Below are 13223 nucleotides of genomic sequence, written 5' to 3' on the forward strand. Positions count from 1 at the left end.
GAATATGTTACAATAAAAGTATGAAAGCAGAAAAAATATCCCTTCCACTAGCCCAATTCCCTGAGCAAATCCGAACTTATCTAGAGGGAGCCAATTTTTACGACAGCTCCTCACATTCAAGCGCCCGTGTTTTCTATGCCGATACGGGCTATTATTTGAAAATTGACCAAAAAGGCAAGTTATCCCAAGAAGCCACACTTGCCAAATGGTTTGAGAAGCAAGAACTCGGTGTGCCTGTCATTCACTACCTATCAGCAGATCATGACTACCTGCTGACTAGAGAAGCCGAGGGCAAGGATGCCCTAGCCTTTCTTCAACAGCCAGAAGAGCTTTGCCAAACAATAGCTGCCGCACTCAAAAAACTTCACAGCATCCAACCCCAGCATTTCCCAATCCAGCATCGCCTCCAACACTATAAAGAGCAGGCAGAGGAAAATTATCAGAAAGGTTGCTTTTATCAAAAAGCCTTGCTGCCTCAATTTCACATCCAAAGTCGTGAGGAAGCCTACCAGCTTATCCAAGAACAGGGACACCTATTGACGACGGACGCCCTGATTCATGGAGATGCCTGCTTGCCTAATTTCATTCTGAAAGACGCTTCCACCTTCTCCTGCTTTATCGACGTTGGTCTCGCTGGCCTCAGCGATCACCACATTGATCTTTACTGGGCGATCTGGTCTCTTACTTATAATTTATCTGACCCACAATACGCAGAGCTCTTTCTTGACTACTATGGCCGGAAGGATGTTGATACAGACAAACTTCGCTTGATAGCTGCCTTTGAAGCATTTGGCTAAAAGAAAGGATTTTACCAAAATCTCTTATGAAAATCACAAAAATCGAAAAGAAAAAAAGACTCTACCTCTTGGAGTTGGACGACAGTGAAAAGCTCTATATTACAGAAGACACTATCGTCCGCTTCATGCTGTCTAAAGGGATGGAAATCACGGAGCAGGAGTTAAAAGAGATTCAAACTTATGCCCAATTTTCCTATGGAAAAAATCTAGCCCTCTACCATCTCTCCTTCAAGCAAAGGACTGCCAAGGAAGTTAATGACTACCTGACCCAGCACGATATCCAACCAGACGTCATCAGCCAAGTCTTGGACGCTTTGAAAAAAGATAATTGGATCAACGACAGAAAATATGCCAATTCTTATATCCAATCCAACCTTCTCACTGGTGACAAGGGCGCTTTTGTTCTCAAGCAAAAACTCAGTCAAAAAGGGATTTCTAGCACTATTATCGAAGAAGAGCTAAGACAATTTGATTTCCCTGAAGTAGCTGAGCGAGTTGCTGGGAAACTTTTAAAGAAATACCAAGGAAAGCTTCCTAGTAAAGCTTTGCAAGATAAAATCCTCCAAGCTCTGATAAACAAAGGTTTTTCCTATGGACAAGCCAAAAACGCCTATCAGCATTTGGAAATTGAAGAAGACCAGGAAAACCAGCAAGAGCTACTCTATAAAGAGCTAGACAAACAATACCGCAAGTACTCCAAAAAGTACGAGGGCTACGACTTAAAACAGCGTCTGACCCAAGCTCTGGCCCGCAAAGGCTATGATTTTTCGGACATTGCCAGCGCTCTAAGAGAATATCTTTAAGATTTTCTATGAAAACTTAGGCATTTTTATGAAAATATGTTACAATAAAGAGGATAAACTTATAAATTGTAGAAAGTTGGTAGGTTATGAAACTTCCCAAAGAAGGCGACTTTATTACAATTCAAAGTTATAAGCATGATGGGAATCTTCACCGCACTTGGCGAGATACCATGGTACTAAAGACAACAGAAAATGCCATTATTGGCGTTAATGACCACACACTGGTAACAGAAAGTGATGGCCGGCGCTGGGTAACACGAGAGCCTGCCATTGTCTATTTTCATAAGAAATATTGGTTTAATATCATTGCCATGATTCGTGATAATGGTACTTCATACTACTGCAACCTTGCCAGCCCCTACTATCTGGACAATGAAGCCCTTAAGTATATCGACTATGATTTAGATGTCAAGGTCTTCACAGACGGAGAAAAACGGCTGCTTGATGTGGAAGAGTATGAGCGTCATAAAAGGCAAATGAACTATTCGGATGATTTGGATTTCATTCTCAAGGAAAACGTCAAGATTCTGGTTGACTGGATCAACAACGAACGCGGTCCCTTCTCCGATGCTTATGTGAAAATTTGGTACAAACGTTATGTTGAACTAAAGAATCGATAAAGTTGTCAAAGAGCGCAAGCTCTTTTTTCTTGCTTTCTTTCTCAAAAATCCTTTGTCTAGCAAGGAAGCAATTTCTTGCAATTCCTACTTATTTCTTGTATGATAGAACCATCAATGCTGCTAGTAAAGCACTAGAGGACCAATTTCTGCTCCTCCATAGCAAAATTTCCAGAAAGGAGTGAGTCTCATGGCTTTTACCAATACTCGTGGTCGCTATGCCAGCTTTGGCGCTATCACTAGCCTCCCAGATGATGTGATTGACACTTTCTGGTACATCATCGACAACTTCCTTAAAGATGTTTTCCCTTTGAATAATCTGATTCGCTTCGAATTGATCAATAACGAAGGGAAGCTGACTTTTCGTTTTTCAGAGGACCATCTCGATACACTCATCTCCTTTGATTTCACCTATAAATTTGACCCGTTCTATCCTCGCATGATCTACGTTGTGGATAATAACGGCAGAGAGACGGTCATGTTAGCCGATGAATACTCCATGTTTTAAGAAAGCAAAATCCAGTTGAGACACCGTCACTATGAGCGGTTTTTCAACTGGATTTTTTTATTTTTTGTAAATCATTTTGATATGAGGCGTCGATTCAAAGATAAAGGGTTCTCCTTGACTTACAAAGCCGAATTTTTCATAAAGCCCCATGACTTGTTCCTGAGCTTCAATCTCAATCATTTTTCCCGGCCACTTTTTCTCACAAAGAAGCAAGATTTCCTCTACCAATCTATTCCCTAGGCCCTTTCCCCGGGCTGACGGGGCCGTCACAAGTCGACCAAAAACGACTTTTTCATCTTCCTCAAACACGCGAGCATAGGCCTCTACTTCCTCTTGTTTATTAACATGAAAAATGTGAACAGCTTTTAAGTCTTTTTCATCCAATTCATGGTAGATTCGCTCTTGCTCGACGACAAAGATATCGATTCGCAGTTTTAAAAGCTTGTAAAACTCTAGCGTGTCCAACTCTTGCAAATATTTTTTATACCACATACTTGTTTCCGTCCTTGCTTTATTATATAATCATTGTAAATGCAACTATCAAAGGAGTTCTTATGGATTATCGTCAGTTATTTCGTCAAATGGGATTCATCTCTCGTCAAGCCATGATGAGAATGAACCAAGAAGCTAGCCAATACGGGCTTGATAATAATCTCTTTCTCATTCTTACTCGCATTGTTGAACATCCTGCCATCCATCAATCCCAGCTGGCAGAGCTGGTTCAGATTGACAAGACTACCCTAAGCCGGTCTCTAAGAAAGCTGGAGGAAAGAGGCTTGATTGTCAAAAAGACCAAAGCTCAAAACAAGAAGTTCAAGGAGCTCTATCCACTGACTCCTGCACTAAAAGTATATGATAAGCTGATTGGCTACGAGGACAGATATATTCAGGCTAGTCTGCATAAACTGACTTCATCTGAACTCTTTCAGTTGGATCATATCTTACAGAAAATTCAGAGCTCCCAACAAGAAGAAGTATAACACAATATAGTTGCATTTGCAACTATTTGACACTAAAAACTAAAGCTATTAAAAGCGGCTGCTTGCAAGTAACTGAGAAGACACCCTCGTCTCTGCATGCAAAACCGCCTTAATAGCTTTTTAAGTTAGTTGATTGAAATCCCAGATCTGATCCATCCAGCCTTCATAGAAATCAGGCTCGTGGCAAACCATGAGAATGCTGCCCTTGTATTCTTTCAGAGCGCGTTTGAGCTCTTCCTTAGCATCTACATCCAGGTGGTTGGTCGGCTCGTCCAGAACCAGAACATTATTTTCTCGGTTCATGAGAAGACAAAGGCGGACCTTGGCCTGCTCGCCACCTGAAAGAACCTGAATCTGACTCTCAATATGCTTGGAAGTCAAGCCACATCTAGCCAGAGCCGCTCGGACTTCTGCTTGATTTAGAGCTGGAAAGGCATTCCAAACTGCTTCGAGCGGTGTCTGACGATTGCCGCCTTCCACTTCCTGCTCGAAATAGCCCAGTTCTAAATAGTCTCCGCGCTCGACTTCCCCAGCGATTGGTGGGATAATACCTAGTAGACTCTTAAGAAGAGTGGTTTTTCCGATCCCATTTGCCCCGATGATAGCCACCTTCTGATTGCGCTCAAAAGTCAGGTTAAGAGGCTGAGTTAGAGGCCGGTCGTAGCCAATCTGCAAATCCTTGGCTTGGAAGATAAAGCGGCCAGGTGTACGGGCAGGCTTGAAATTGAAGGATGGTTTTGGTTTCTCACTTTGCAGCTCAATAATGTCCATCTTATCGAGTTTCTTTTGGCGAGACATGGCCATATTACGGGTCGCCACACGAGCTTTATTACGAGCTACAAAGTCCTTGAGGTCTGCAATTTCCTTCTGCTGACGCTCATAAGCTGCTTCCAGCTGAGATTTTTTCATCTCATAGACTTCTAAGAATTGGTAATAATCCCCAGAATAGCGGGTCAACTGCTGATTTTCCACATGGTAGACGATATTGATCACATCGTTCAAGAAAGGAATATCATGGGAGATCAGGACAAAGGCATTTTCATAGTTTTGGAGGTAACGCTTGAGCCAATCAATGTGCTCCGCATCCAGATAGTTGGTTGGCTCGTCCAAGAGCAGGATATCCGGTTTTTCCAGAAGCAATTTGGCCAAGAGAACCTTAGTACGCTGTCCGCCAGATAGCTCTGTCACATCGCTTTCCATACCGTAGTCCATGACGCCCAGAGCCCGTGCGACCTCGTCAATCTTGGCATCTAGCGTATAGAAATCCCGGCTCTCCAAGCGGTCCTGCAGTTCGCCTACTTCTTCCATCAGGGCATCCACATCCGCTCCATCCTCAGCCATGCTCATATAGATTTCATTGATACGGGCCTCAGTCTTGAACAGCTCGTCAAAAGCTGTCCGCAGCACATCGCGGACAGTTTGGCCCTGCTCCAATACAGCATGCTGGTCCAAATAGCCAGCCGTCACATACTTGGACCACTCGACCTTACCTTCGTCCGGCAACATTTTGCCCGTCACAATGCTCATAAAGGTCGACTTCCCTTCACCGTTGGCACCAACCAGACCGATATGCTCTCCCTTGAGCAGACGGAAGGATACATCCTCCAAAATAGCCCGGTCCCCAAAACCGTGGCTGAGATTTTTTACTTCTAAAATACTCATCTTTTCTCCTCTATCATTGATTGCAGTTCCTTGATTATACCATCTTAGGAAGCCAATTGGCAAGAAAATAAAAGAGGCTGGGACAAAAGTCCTAGCCTCTCAATTGTCTTTGGATTGTCGAGCAAGACGCAATGGTTGAGTGGGCTCTACTACGCTGATTTCATCAGCTTTTACAGCCCTACTCAACTGTGCGGAGGTGGGACGACGAAATCGAATTCTAACGAATTACCGATTTCTGTCCCACTCTCTCTAACTTTATAAAACTTTTGCGCTAGTGCGGGTAATATCTTCTACTTTTATATTGTGTGCTTCAAACTTGGACTTCAAGGAAACCAAGTCAATGTCTCCGTCAATTTGTACCTCAATGACAACTTTACCGTCCTTACGAGGAATATTAACAGTGTTTGAAATATTGAGGTTTTCTTCGACAAGTAAGGCGATAATATGCGATAGGACACCAACCTCGTCTTCTGTGACAAAGCGCATTCGAACGCCCTTTTCGCCATAACCAGAAACTTCTAGAAAAGCTTTGAAAATGTCGCGATCCGTAATGATTCCATAGACCTGCTCATTGTCAACAACTGGTAAGATTCCAATTTTATTTTTCAGCATCAAATAAGTCGCATCTTCCAGACTAGCATACTGGGAAATCGTAACGACATTGTGAATCATCACATCTTTTACCTTGGTTTTATTCAGAAGATAGTTCATTTCATAAATAGATAGGCTCGTTGCCTTTGATGGACTTGCTTCTGCGATTGTTCCTTCTGTCACAAGGCCCACCAGCTTATCATTTTCAATCACGGGCAAGCGGTGCAATTTTTGGTCGCGCATAATATCTGCCGCATGCGCAATCGTTGTGTCTGGGCTAATGTATACAACCTTGCGTGTCATAAAATCTTTTACTGCCATGAGAAGCCTCCTCTAGTTTCTTTTTCTAATCTTATTATACTGTATTTTCCAACTAATTTCAAACGCTTTCACGGTTTTCTCTTATGTTTTCAAAATTTAGAAAAATCAGGCAGGCTACCTATAAAAAAGTTAGATTCGCCTATGAGAAAACGAGGGGGAATATTTGACCCAACCTCGCTTTAGCCTATCTCTATAGTTTCTTGTCTAATACCACTAGCGACAAGATGACCAAAAACAATTGAAAGAAGAAATAGATCAGCCAAATGCTATTTTTCTATTATTTCTCTAAACTTCTAACAAAGGCCTGATAAGTCTGTTCCATTAGCATGGTAATGGTCATCGGCCCGACCCCTTTTGGAACCGGCGTAATGAGACTAGCCACTTCTGCCACTTCGTCAAATTTAACATCACCAATCAGCTTGCCATTTTCGTCCCGATTCATACCGACATCAATCACGACAGCTCCCTCCTTGACAAAGTCCTTGGTTACAAAGTGTCCTCGTCCGATAGCCACCACCAAAATATCAGCTTTCTTTGCAATTTTCGCTAAATGATGGGTCCTTGAGTGCGTCAAAGTAACGGTCGCATTTTTAGACAACAGAAGCTGAGCCATAGGTTTACCGACAATATTACTACGACCAATCACCACCGCATTCTTGCCTTCCAAGTCCACCTTATATTCGCGGAACATTTCCATGATTCCTGCTGGTGTAGAAGGAATCATCAAGGGATGTCCTGACCAAAGTCGCCCCATATTGGTTGGATGAAAGCCATCTACATCCTTGTCTGGATCAATGGCTAATAAAACCGCTTCATCATCAATATGGGCTGGCAAAGGAAGCTGGACTAGGATTCCGTGCCAAGCTGGATCCTGATTATATTTAGCAATCAAGGTCAGTAATTCTTCCTGACTTGTTGACTCAGACAGACGCACAACTTCACTGCGGAAGCCTGCAGCTAGTGCAGACCGCTCTTTATTTCTCACATAAACCTGACTGGCTGGATTGTCGCCCACCAAAATCACCACTAAACCAGGTTCCTGACCTGTCTCTGATTTTAACTTTGCTGTTTTTTCTGCAAGTTTCGCTTGAAGCTTTTCTGCTAAAGCTTTCCCGTCAATAATGTTTGCCATTCTTTTCTCATTTCTTTTTCACTATATTTATTCATTATATCAGAAATCCTTCTGTCCCACTTATACATTTTTCTTATATAAAGTTATAAGATTAAAGACTGAGCTTGACGAGCAAAATAAAAAAGCAGAAGCCTGCTTTTTAGTATAATAATTCATAAATTTCCATGGCAATCAAGTCAATACTATCGAAAGTATAAGTCTCACGCGCTGCCACATCACGCAGAGTAAAAATTGGTCCATTTTCTTCGTCGTAGCTGTACGCCACTTCGGCAACAACTACTCCTTCACGTTCAAAATTACGTTTTAAATTTCCACCATCTTTGGCCATAGCTTCCAAACGATTGATGATTCTAACTAAATGTGATTCCATTTTATTTCTCCTATTTACTTGCTTCTCTCCTATTTTACCATAAAAAGAAACTGAAATACCAGTAAAAGACCATTTTTTTATCTTTTTCGCGCTATAATTTCTCAAAAAATCAGTCTCAGGGAGGATTTTGTAGTAAATTCTTGCATTGTGCAAGAATACTGATATAATGAAACTATAATACTTTGACTATTTTTGACCATTTAAAAATAGGTGGATCTACGGCCAAAGAAAGAGGTAGAATATGCTTTGTCAAAATTGTAAAATCAATGAATCAACCATCCATCTCTATACAAATGTAAACGGAAACAAGCAGCAGATTGACCTTTGTCAAAACTGCTATCAAATTATGAAAACTGACCCTAACAATAGCCTTTTTCGAGGGCTGACTCAGGCTAACAATCAAGGAATTGATCCTATTGACGATTTCTTTAACAGTCTTGGTAATTTTCAACAACCCCAAGAACCAAATCCAAATATCCCGCCAACTCAATCTGGAGGAGGCTACGGTGGCGGTGGCTATGGTGGCAATTCCAATCATGGAGGCGGAGCACGCCAACAGGCTCCGCAAAAGCCAAAAGGTCTCCTAGAAGAGTTTGGTATCAATGTGACTGAGATCGCCCGTAAAGGAGAAATTGACCCTGTCATCGGTCGGGACGAAGAGATTACTCGTGTCATTGAAATCCTCAACCGCCGCACCAAAAACAATCCTGTCCTTATTGGAGAGCCCGGTGTCGGAAAAACGGCTGTGGTCGAAGGCCTAGCCCAGAAGATTGTGGATGGGGATGTACCTCATAAACTCCAAGGCAAGGAAGTTATCCGCCTGGACGTTGTCAGCCTAGTACAAGGGACTGGTATCCGAGGTCAATTTGAAGAGCGGATGCAGAAGCTCATGGACGAGATTCGCTCTCGTCAAGATGTCATTCTCTTCATTGATGAAATCCATGAAATTGTCGGAGCGGGTTCTGCTGGCGATGGTAATATGGACGCCGGAAATATCCTCAAACCAGCTCTGGCTCGCGGAGAACTCCAAATGGTTGGGGCTACTACCCTCAATGAATACCGTATCATTGAGAAGGATGCAGCCCTCGAGCGCCGCATGCAGCCAGTCAAGGTCGACGAGCCAACAGTAGAGGAAACCATTACCATCCTCAAAGGAATTCAGAAAAAATACGAAGACTACCATCACGTCAAGTACACAGATGCGGCTATTGAAGCTGCGGCACTTCTCTCCAACCGCTACATCCAAGACCGCTTCCTGCCAGACAAGGCTATTGACCTCTTGGACGAGGCTGGCTCTAAGATGAATCTGACCCTCAACTTTGTTGATCCCAAGGTTATTGACCAGCGTCTGATTGAGGCCGAAAACCTCAAGGCTCAGGCGACTCGTGACGAAGACTTTGAAAAAGCGGCTTACTTCCGCGATCAGATTGCCAAATACAAGGAACTCCAAAAGACGAGCGTGCTGGATAACGATATCCCAATTATCAGTGAGAAAACCATTGAGCATATCGTGGAGCAAAAGACCAATATCCCAGTTGGCGATCTCAAAGAAAAGGAACAGTCTCAACTGGTCAATCTCGCCAGCGACTTAAAAGCCCACGTCATCGGCCAAGATGATGCTGTGGATAAGATTGCCAAGGCCATCCGCCGCAACCGGGTCGGACTAGGAAGTCCTAATCGCCCAATCGGAAGCTTCCTCTTTGTCGGACCAACTGGTGTCGGTAAGACTGAGCTTTCTAAGCAACTGGCCATTGAGCTCTTTGGCTCTGCTGACAGCATGATTCGCTTTGATATGAGTGAATACATGGAAAAACACAGCGTGGCCAAACTGGTCGGTGCCCCTCCAGGCTACGTCGGCTATGAGGAAGCTGGCCAGTTGACTGAGCGAGTCCGCCGCAATCCATACTCGCTCATTCTGTTGGATGAGGTGGAAAAGGCCCATCCTGATGTTATGCACATGTTCCTACAAGTTCTGGATGATGGCCGCTTGACCGATGGTCAAGGTCGGACTGTCAGCTTCAAAGACACCATTATCATCATGACATCCAATGCCGGAACGGGCAAGGCTGAAGCCAGCGTTGGCTTTGGAGCGGCGCGTGAAGGCCGCACCAATTCCGTCTTGGGTGAGCTGGGCAACTTCTTCAGTCCTGAGTTTATGAACCGCTTCGACGGCATTATCGAATTCAAGCCACTCAGCAAGGACAATCTGCTGCAGATCGTCAACCTCATGCTGGACGATGTCAACCAGCGCTTGGCAACCAACGACATTCATCTGGATGTTACTGAGAAGGTCAAGGAAAAATTGGTTGACCTAGGCTACGATCCAAAAATGGGCGCTCGCCCACTGCGCCGTACCATTCAAGACCATATCGAAGATGCTATTACTGACTTCTATCTGGAAAATCCAAGCGAAAAAGAGCTCAAAGCTATCATGACCAGCAATGGCAAGATTCTCATCAAGTCAGCCAAAAAGGCTGAAGCAGAAAAAACCAAGCCCGATGAAAGCCAAAGCTAACTGACTTTAACTCTGCGTCTTGATAAACTTTTTAAAACAAAGCAAAAAGGAGCTCTTTGTCAACTGTAGTGGGTTGATGAAAAGGGCTAGTAAGGTGAAACGATCTAATCGAGTGGTTATTCTAGGGTAATTAAAAACGATTTATCGTGCTGAAAATTTAGAAATGGCAGTACAAGCTTTAGAGAACTTTATCGCTGAATGGAAGCCAAAGTATAGGAAAGTCATAGAAAGTCTGGAGAATACGGATAATCTTTTAACTTTTTTCTAGTTTCCCTACCAAATTTGGCACAGCATTTATTCGACAAAGCTCATTGAGTCTCTCAACAAAGAAATTAAACGTCAAACGAAAAAGAAGGTTCTTTTTCCTAACGAAGAAGCCCTGGACCGTTACTTAGTTACTTTGTTTGAAGATTATAATTTCAAGCAAAGTCAACGAATCCATAAAGGGTTTGGTCAATGTTCTGACACACTTGAAAGCTTATTTGATTAGCACTCCATAACTCTACTTGAGTGTTTACACATAATTATTGACAGTATCTAAAGCGTTTTTAGTGTAATTCGTATATAGTTGTTGACAAAACATTTTAACAGTAAAAGAGTGCAACTTTATTTGTTCACTCTTTTTTTGCGTATAACAGAAAAATTTTTGATAAATAGAATAGTATTGCTACTTATTTATCAAAAATTTACGATGATTAGACGAAAGAATACTTTGCCCCAAAAATAGCATTTAGAAATATTTAGAAGATAAATAATGTGTCGCAATGCTCTAAATGGTTAGTGTTCTAAGTGTAAGCTTGTTCTTAGGGGCAGGTCATTATTCCTTTACTAAAGGTAAAGAAATGGTGACTTTTAAGCCTGGATGATTGTCTAAAAAAACAATTTCACCTTGATGTAATTTAATAATTTGTTTGGTGATAACTGTTCCCATACCATGTGATTCATAATTAGTTGATTTTTGATTTAGCTCAGTAATTTTTTGAGCTGTAATATCTCCTTGATCCGCAATGACGATGAGCACTTTATTATCAGATAATTGATAAGTCAGATCAATCTGGTTAGAGCCGCTGTGCATAATACTATTAAGTAAGAGATTTCTAAAAGCTCTTGCTAATAAAGTTACCTCTCCTTTTACCAACACTGTCTCGGCAGGCAAATCAAAATGAAGTGTAATTGTTTCATAATTATTCAATATATCGGCAATTACTGTTCGTAGGACAGTAACCAAATCAAGATTGGAAAATTCGGAGTGACGCTTTTGGTTATCCAATAAGTAGCTCATATTGAGATTAGAAATCATTTCTTTCATAGTTTGAATCTGATTTTCAATTTCCTCTGTCTGCTTTCCTTTGCCATATTGCTGCTCTAACTGACTGTTATAACCTGATATGAGCATAAGAGGATTGCGTAAATCATGACTGACCCCTCTAATCCATTGCTCTTTCATCGTGTTGCTTTCTTCCAAAATATGAGATGTCTCATTGAGAGCCGTCTTAATTTCAGAGAAATTTCCCTTTTCTTTAAGAACGATATTTTGACCTTGAGATAAAGAAGTGACAGCAGTAATAATCGGCTCCATCTCCTTTTTAATACGCAACTTTGATCGGCTCAAAAGAATAAAAATAAGTAAAAGAATAATACCCAAGAAAACAAGTCCCAAACTGAGAAAATTCCTAATAAATTGCGTATTAGCATAGAAATTAAATTTTGCTAAGGAATGCTTTTTAGGATAGCCCAAAACTAAAATTTGCTGACCACGTACATAGGAGAAAACAGGGTAATCTTCTAAATACCAACGTGAAAATTTAACCATATCAGCATTCGTATAATGCTTTTTGAGTCCTTTAGGTAAATGATAAGATTGGACAATATTGCCATCTTGATTCAGTACCATAGCCCAAGTATTTTGTTTATCCATTTCAATTTTGCTGCTTTTATCAAAATTGAAATTATTCTCTTGACTCGATTGAGCGATTTTAGTGTAAAGTAGTTCCGGTTTTTCCTTTCCATAGAAACTAAAATAGGCTGAGAAAACCAAACCATAAACAAAAACAAGTCCTATGATTAAAGCCAAGATTAATAGAACATACCTGGTTAATAACTTAGTAAAAAATTTAACGGTATCCATTTAATTCACCTTTAGTTTGTAACCCAAACCTTTAACCGTTATTAAGCTTTCTGGTTTAGAAGGATTGGCTTCAATCTTTTGTCGAATCTTACGAATATGAGCCATTAGGGTATTATCATAGCCTTGGTATTGTAATCCCCAGACCTTTTCTAAGAGTTGGTCAAAAGTGACAATGCGATTCTTATTATCATATAGGATCTTAAGAATACTGTATTCCTTAGCTGTCAGCTGAATCTCTAGTTTTCCTTTGGTAATCAAGGCTTGGCTAAAATGCACCTGGCAAGCAGGCAAAACAAGGGTATCTTCCTTTTCGGGATAGGCTCTTTTTAAGATGGAAAGAATACGCAGCTCCAAATCTCTTGGGCGGAAAGGCTTGATAATATAGTCATCTGCCCCTAGCTCAAAGCCCTGATATTGTTTTTCTATATCGGAGATTGCCGACAAAAACAAAACAGGAACCGTTGAAGTCTTACGGATACCTTTTAAAACTTCAAATCCTGATCCTTCAGGCAGCATAATGTCTAAAATAACTAAATCAAAAGATTTTTCTTCAAATTGCTCCAAAGCTTCTTTTTGTGATTGTACACTTGTTAGATTGCTAAACCCAGCAATGATCAATGATTCTTGCACCATTTCTAAAATTTCTGGGTTATCGTCTAAAATTAAAATCTTCTTTTCTTTATAATTCATACTATTACCTCAACAAGACTAGTATAACACATTGCTTCCTTAGTCAAGGACTTTAAAGTAAAAATTAAGGAAGAATTAAAGTAATGAACAGGTTAAAATAAAGGAGTTT

Annotated in this window: 13 protein-coding genes and 1 pseudogene; 7 read left to right on the plus strand and 7 right to left on the minus strand. The window is 41.3% G+C overall.

What is annotated here, in order from left to right; translation table 11 throughout:
- Nucleotides 1-20 precede the first annotated feature (20 nt).
- From HBA50_RS07460 to HBA50_RS07475, 4 genes are all read left to right on the plus strand, one after another.
- The gene (locus HBA50_RS07460; protein WP_045498990.1) at nucleotides 21-797 is read left to right on the plus strand and encodes an aminoglycoside 3'-phosphotransferase; all 777 of its coding nucleotides are present in this window, start codon (nucleotides 21-23) and stop codon (nucleotides 795-797) included.
- Between the two features lie 26 nt (nucleotides 798-823).
- Nucleotides 824-1600, plus strand: a complete 777-nt coding sequence (recX, locus tag HBA50_RS07465) for a recombination regulator RecX (protein ID WP_045498989.1) — start codon at nucleotides 824-826, stop codon at nucleotides 1598-1600.
- Between the two features lie 86 nt (nucleotides 1601-1686).
- Nucleotides 1687-2220, plus strand: a complete 534-nt coding sequence (ntdP, locus tag HBA50_RS07470) for a nucleoside tri-diphosphate phosphatase (protein ID WP_005590859.1) — start codon at nucleotides 1687-1689, stop codon at nucleotides 2218-2220.
- A 187-nt stretch (nucleotides 2221-2407) separates the two neighbouring features.
- Entirely contained in the window at nucleotides 2408-2725 is a 318-nt protein-coding gene (locus HBA50_RS07475; protein ID WP_045498988.1) for a DUF960 domain-containing protein, read from the plus strand.
- Between the two features lie 57 nt (nucleotides 2726-2782).
- Here the strand turns inward: HBA50_RS07475 and HBA50_RS07480 are convergent, their stop codons facing one another.
- The gene (locus tag HBA50_RS07480) at nucleotides 2783-3217 is read right to left on the minus strand and encodes a GNAT family N-acetyltransferase (RefSeq protein ID WP_045498987.1); all 435 of its coding nucleotides are present in this window, start codon (nucleotides 3215-3217) and stop codon (nucleotides 2783-2785) included.
- 62 nt (nucleotides 3218-3279) lie between these two features.
- Between HBA50_RS07480 and HBA50_RS07485 the strand changes: the two genes are divergently transcribed.
- Nucleotides 3280-3705, plus strand: coding sequence for a MarR family winged helix-turn-helix transcriptional regulator (locus tag HBA50_RS07485; protein ID WP_045498983.1), 426 nt, complete (start codon nucleotides 3280-3282; stop codon nucleotides 3703-3705).
- Nucleotides 3706-3825: 120 nt separating this feature from the next.
- On the opposite strand, the gene HBA50_RS07490 is transcribed toward HBA50_RS07485, so the two are convergent.
- The 4 genes from HBA50_RS07490 to HBA50_RS07510 all read right to left on the minus strand — a co-directional run bounded on the left by HBA50_RS07490 (nucleotide 3826) and on the right by HBA50_RS07510 (nucleotide 7781).
- Nucleotides 3826-5367, minus strand: a complete 1542-nt coding sequence (locus tag HBA50_RS07490; RefSeq protein ID WP_045498980.1) for an ABC-F family ATP-binding cassette domain-containing protein — start codon at nucleotides 5365-5367, stop codon at nucleotides 3826-3828.
- Between the two features lie 255 nt (nucleotides 5368-5622).
- Complete coding sequence (locus HBA50_RS07500; RefSeq protein ID WP_045498977.1) at nucleotides 5623-6279, minus strand: CBS domain-containing protein; 657 nt, start codon at nucleotides 6277-6279, stop codon at nucleotides 5623-5625.
- 277 nt (nucleotides 6280-6556) lie between these two features.
- Nucleotides 6557-7411, minus strand: a complete 855-nt coding sequence (locus HBA50_RS07505; protein WP_045498974.1) for a bifunctional methylenetetrahydrofolate dehydrogenase/methenyltetrahydrofolate cyclohydrolase — start codon at nucleotides 7409-7411, stop codon at nucleotides 6557-6559.
- A 139-nt stretch (nucleotides 7412-7550) separates the two neighbouring features.
- The gene (locus HBA50_RS07510) at nucleotides 7551-7781 is read right to left on the minus strand and encodes a DUF1797 family protein (protein WP_005592360.1); all 231 of its coding nucleotides are present in this window, start codon (nucleotides 7779-7781) and stop codon (nucleotides 7551-7553) included.
- Between the two features lie 241 nt (nucleotides 7782-8022).
- Between HBA50_RS07510 and HBA50_RS07515 the strand changes: the two genes are divergently transcribed.
- Together HBA50_RS07515 and HBA50_RS07520 are read left to right on the plus strand one after the other, a co-directional pair.
- Complete coding sequence (locus tag HBA50_RS07515) at nucleotides 8023-10296, plus strand: ATP-dependent Clp protease ATP-binding subunit (protein ID WP_045498971.1); 2274 nt, start codon at nucleotides 8023-8025, stop codon at nucleotides 10294-10296.
- A gap of 85 nt (nucleotides 10297-10381) precedes the next feature.
- A pseudogene (locus tag HBA50_RS07520) lies at nucleotides 10382-10786 on the plus strand (transposase); the annotation flags it as partial.
- Nucleotides 10787-11113: 327 nt separating this feature from the next.
- Here HBA50_RS07520 and HBA50_RS07525 read toward each other — a convergent pair.
- Nucleotides 11114-12424 carry a sensor histidine kinase gene (locus tag HBA50_RS07525; RefSeq protein ID WP_045498968.1) on the minus strand — a complete coding sequence of 437 codons (1311 nt, stop codon included), beginning with the start codon at nucleotides 12422-12424 and terminating at the stop codon, nucleotides 11114-11116.
- Nucleotides 12425-13114 carry a response regulator transcription factor gene (locus tag HBA50_RS07530; protein WP_045498965.1) on the minus strand — a complete coding sequence of 230 codons (690 nt, stop codon included), beginning with the start codon at nucleotides 13112-13114 and terminating at the stop codon, nucleotides 12425-12427.
- Nucleotides 13115-13223: the final 109 nt, after the last annotated feature.

Origin of the sequence: Streptococcus cristatus ATCC 51100, assembly GCF_011612585.1 — a bacterium.
Taxonomy (GTDB): Bacteria; Bacillota; Bacilli; order Lactobacillales; family Streptococcaceae; genus Streptococcus; species Streptococcus cristatus_H.

What these genes read in the sequence shown, in the direction of transcription:
- HBA50_RS07460 (WP_045498990.1), top strand. Translation starts at nt 21, where the DNA reads ATGAAAGCAGAAAAAATATCCCTTCCACTAGCCCAATTCCCTGAGCAA.
- recX (WP_045498989.1), top strand. Translation starts at nt 824, where the DNA reads ATGAAAATCACAAAAATCGAAAAGAAAAAAAGACTCTACCTCTTGGAG.
- ntdP (WP_005590859.1), top strand. Translation starts at nt 1,687, where the DNA reads ATGAAACTTCCCAAAGAAGGCGACTTTATTACAATTCAAAGTTATAAG.
- HBA50_RS07475 (WP_045498988.1), top strand. Translation starts at nt 2,408, where the DNA reads ATGGCTTTTACCAATACTCGTGGTCGCTATGCCAGCTTTGGCGCTATC.
- HBA50_RS07480 (WP_045498987.1), bottom strand. Translation starts at nt 3,217, where the DNA reads ATGTGGTATAAAAAATATTTGCAAGAGTTGGACACGCTAGAGTTTTAC.
- HBA50_RS07485 (WP_045498983.1), top strand. Translation starts at nt 3,280, where the DNA reads ATGGATTATCGTCAGTTATTTCGTCAAATGGGATTCATCTCTCGTCAA.
- HBA50_RS07490 (WP_045498980.1), bottom strand. Translation starts at nt 5,367, where the DNA reads ATGAGTATTTTAGAAGTAAAAAATCTCAGCCACGGTTTTGGGGACCGG.
- HBA50_RS07500 (WP_045498977.1), bottom strand. Translation starts at nt 6,279, where the DNA reads ATGGCAGTAAAAGATTTTATGACACGCAAGGTTGTATACATTAGCCCA.
- HBA50_RS07505 (WP_045498974.1), bottom strand. Translation starts at nt 7,411, where the DNA reads ATGGCAAACATTATTGACGGGAAAGCTTTAGCAGAAAAGCTTCAAGCG.
- HBA50_RS07510 (WP_005592360.1), bottom strand. Translation starts at nt 7,781, where the DNA reads ATGGAATCACATTTAGTTAGAATCATCAATCGTTTGGAAGCTATGGCC.
- HBA50_RS07515 (WP_045498971.1), top strand. Translation starts at nt 8,023, where the DNA reads ATGCTTTGTCAAAATTGTAAAATCAATGAATCAACCATCCATCTCTAT.
- HBA50_RS07525 (WP_045498968.1), bottom strand. Translation starts at nt 12,424, where the DNA reads ATGGATACCGTTAAATTTTTTACTAAGTTATTAACCAGGTATGTTCTA.
- HBA50_RS07530 (WP_045498965.1), bottom strand. Translation starts at nt 13,114, where the DNA reads ATGAATTATAAAGAAAAGAAGATTTTAATTTTAGACGATAACCCAGAA.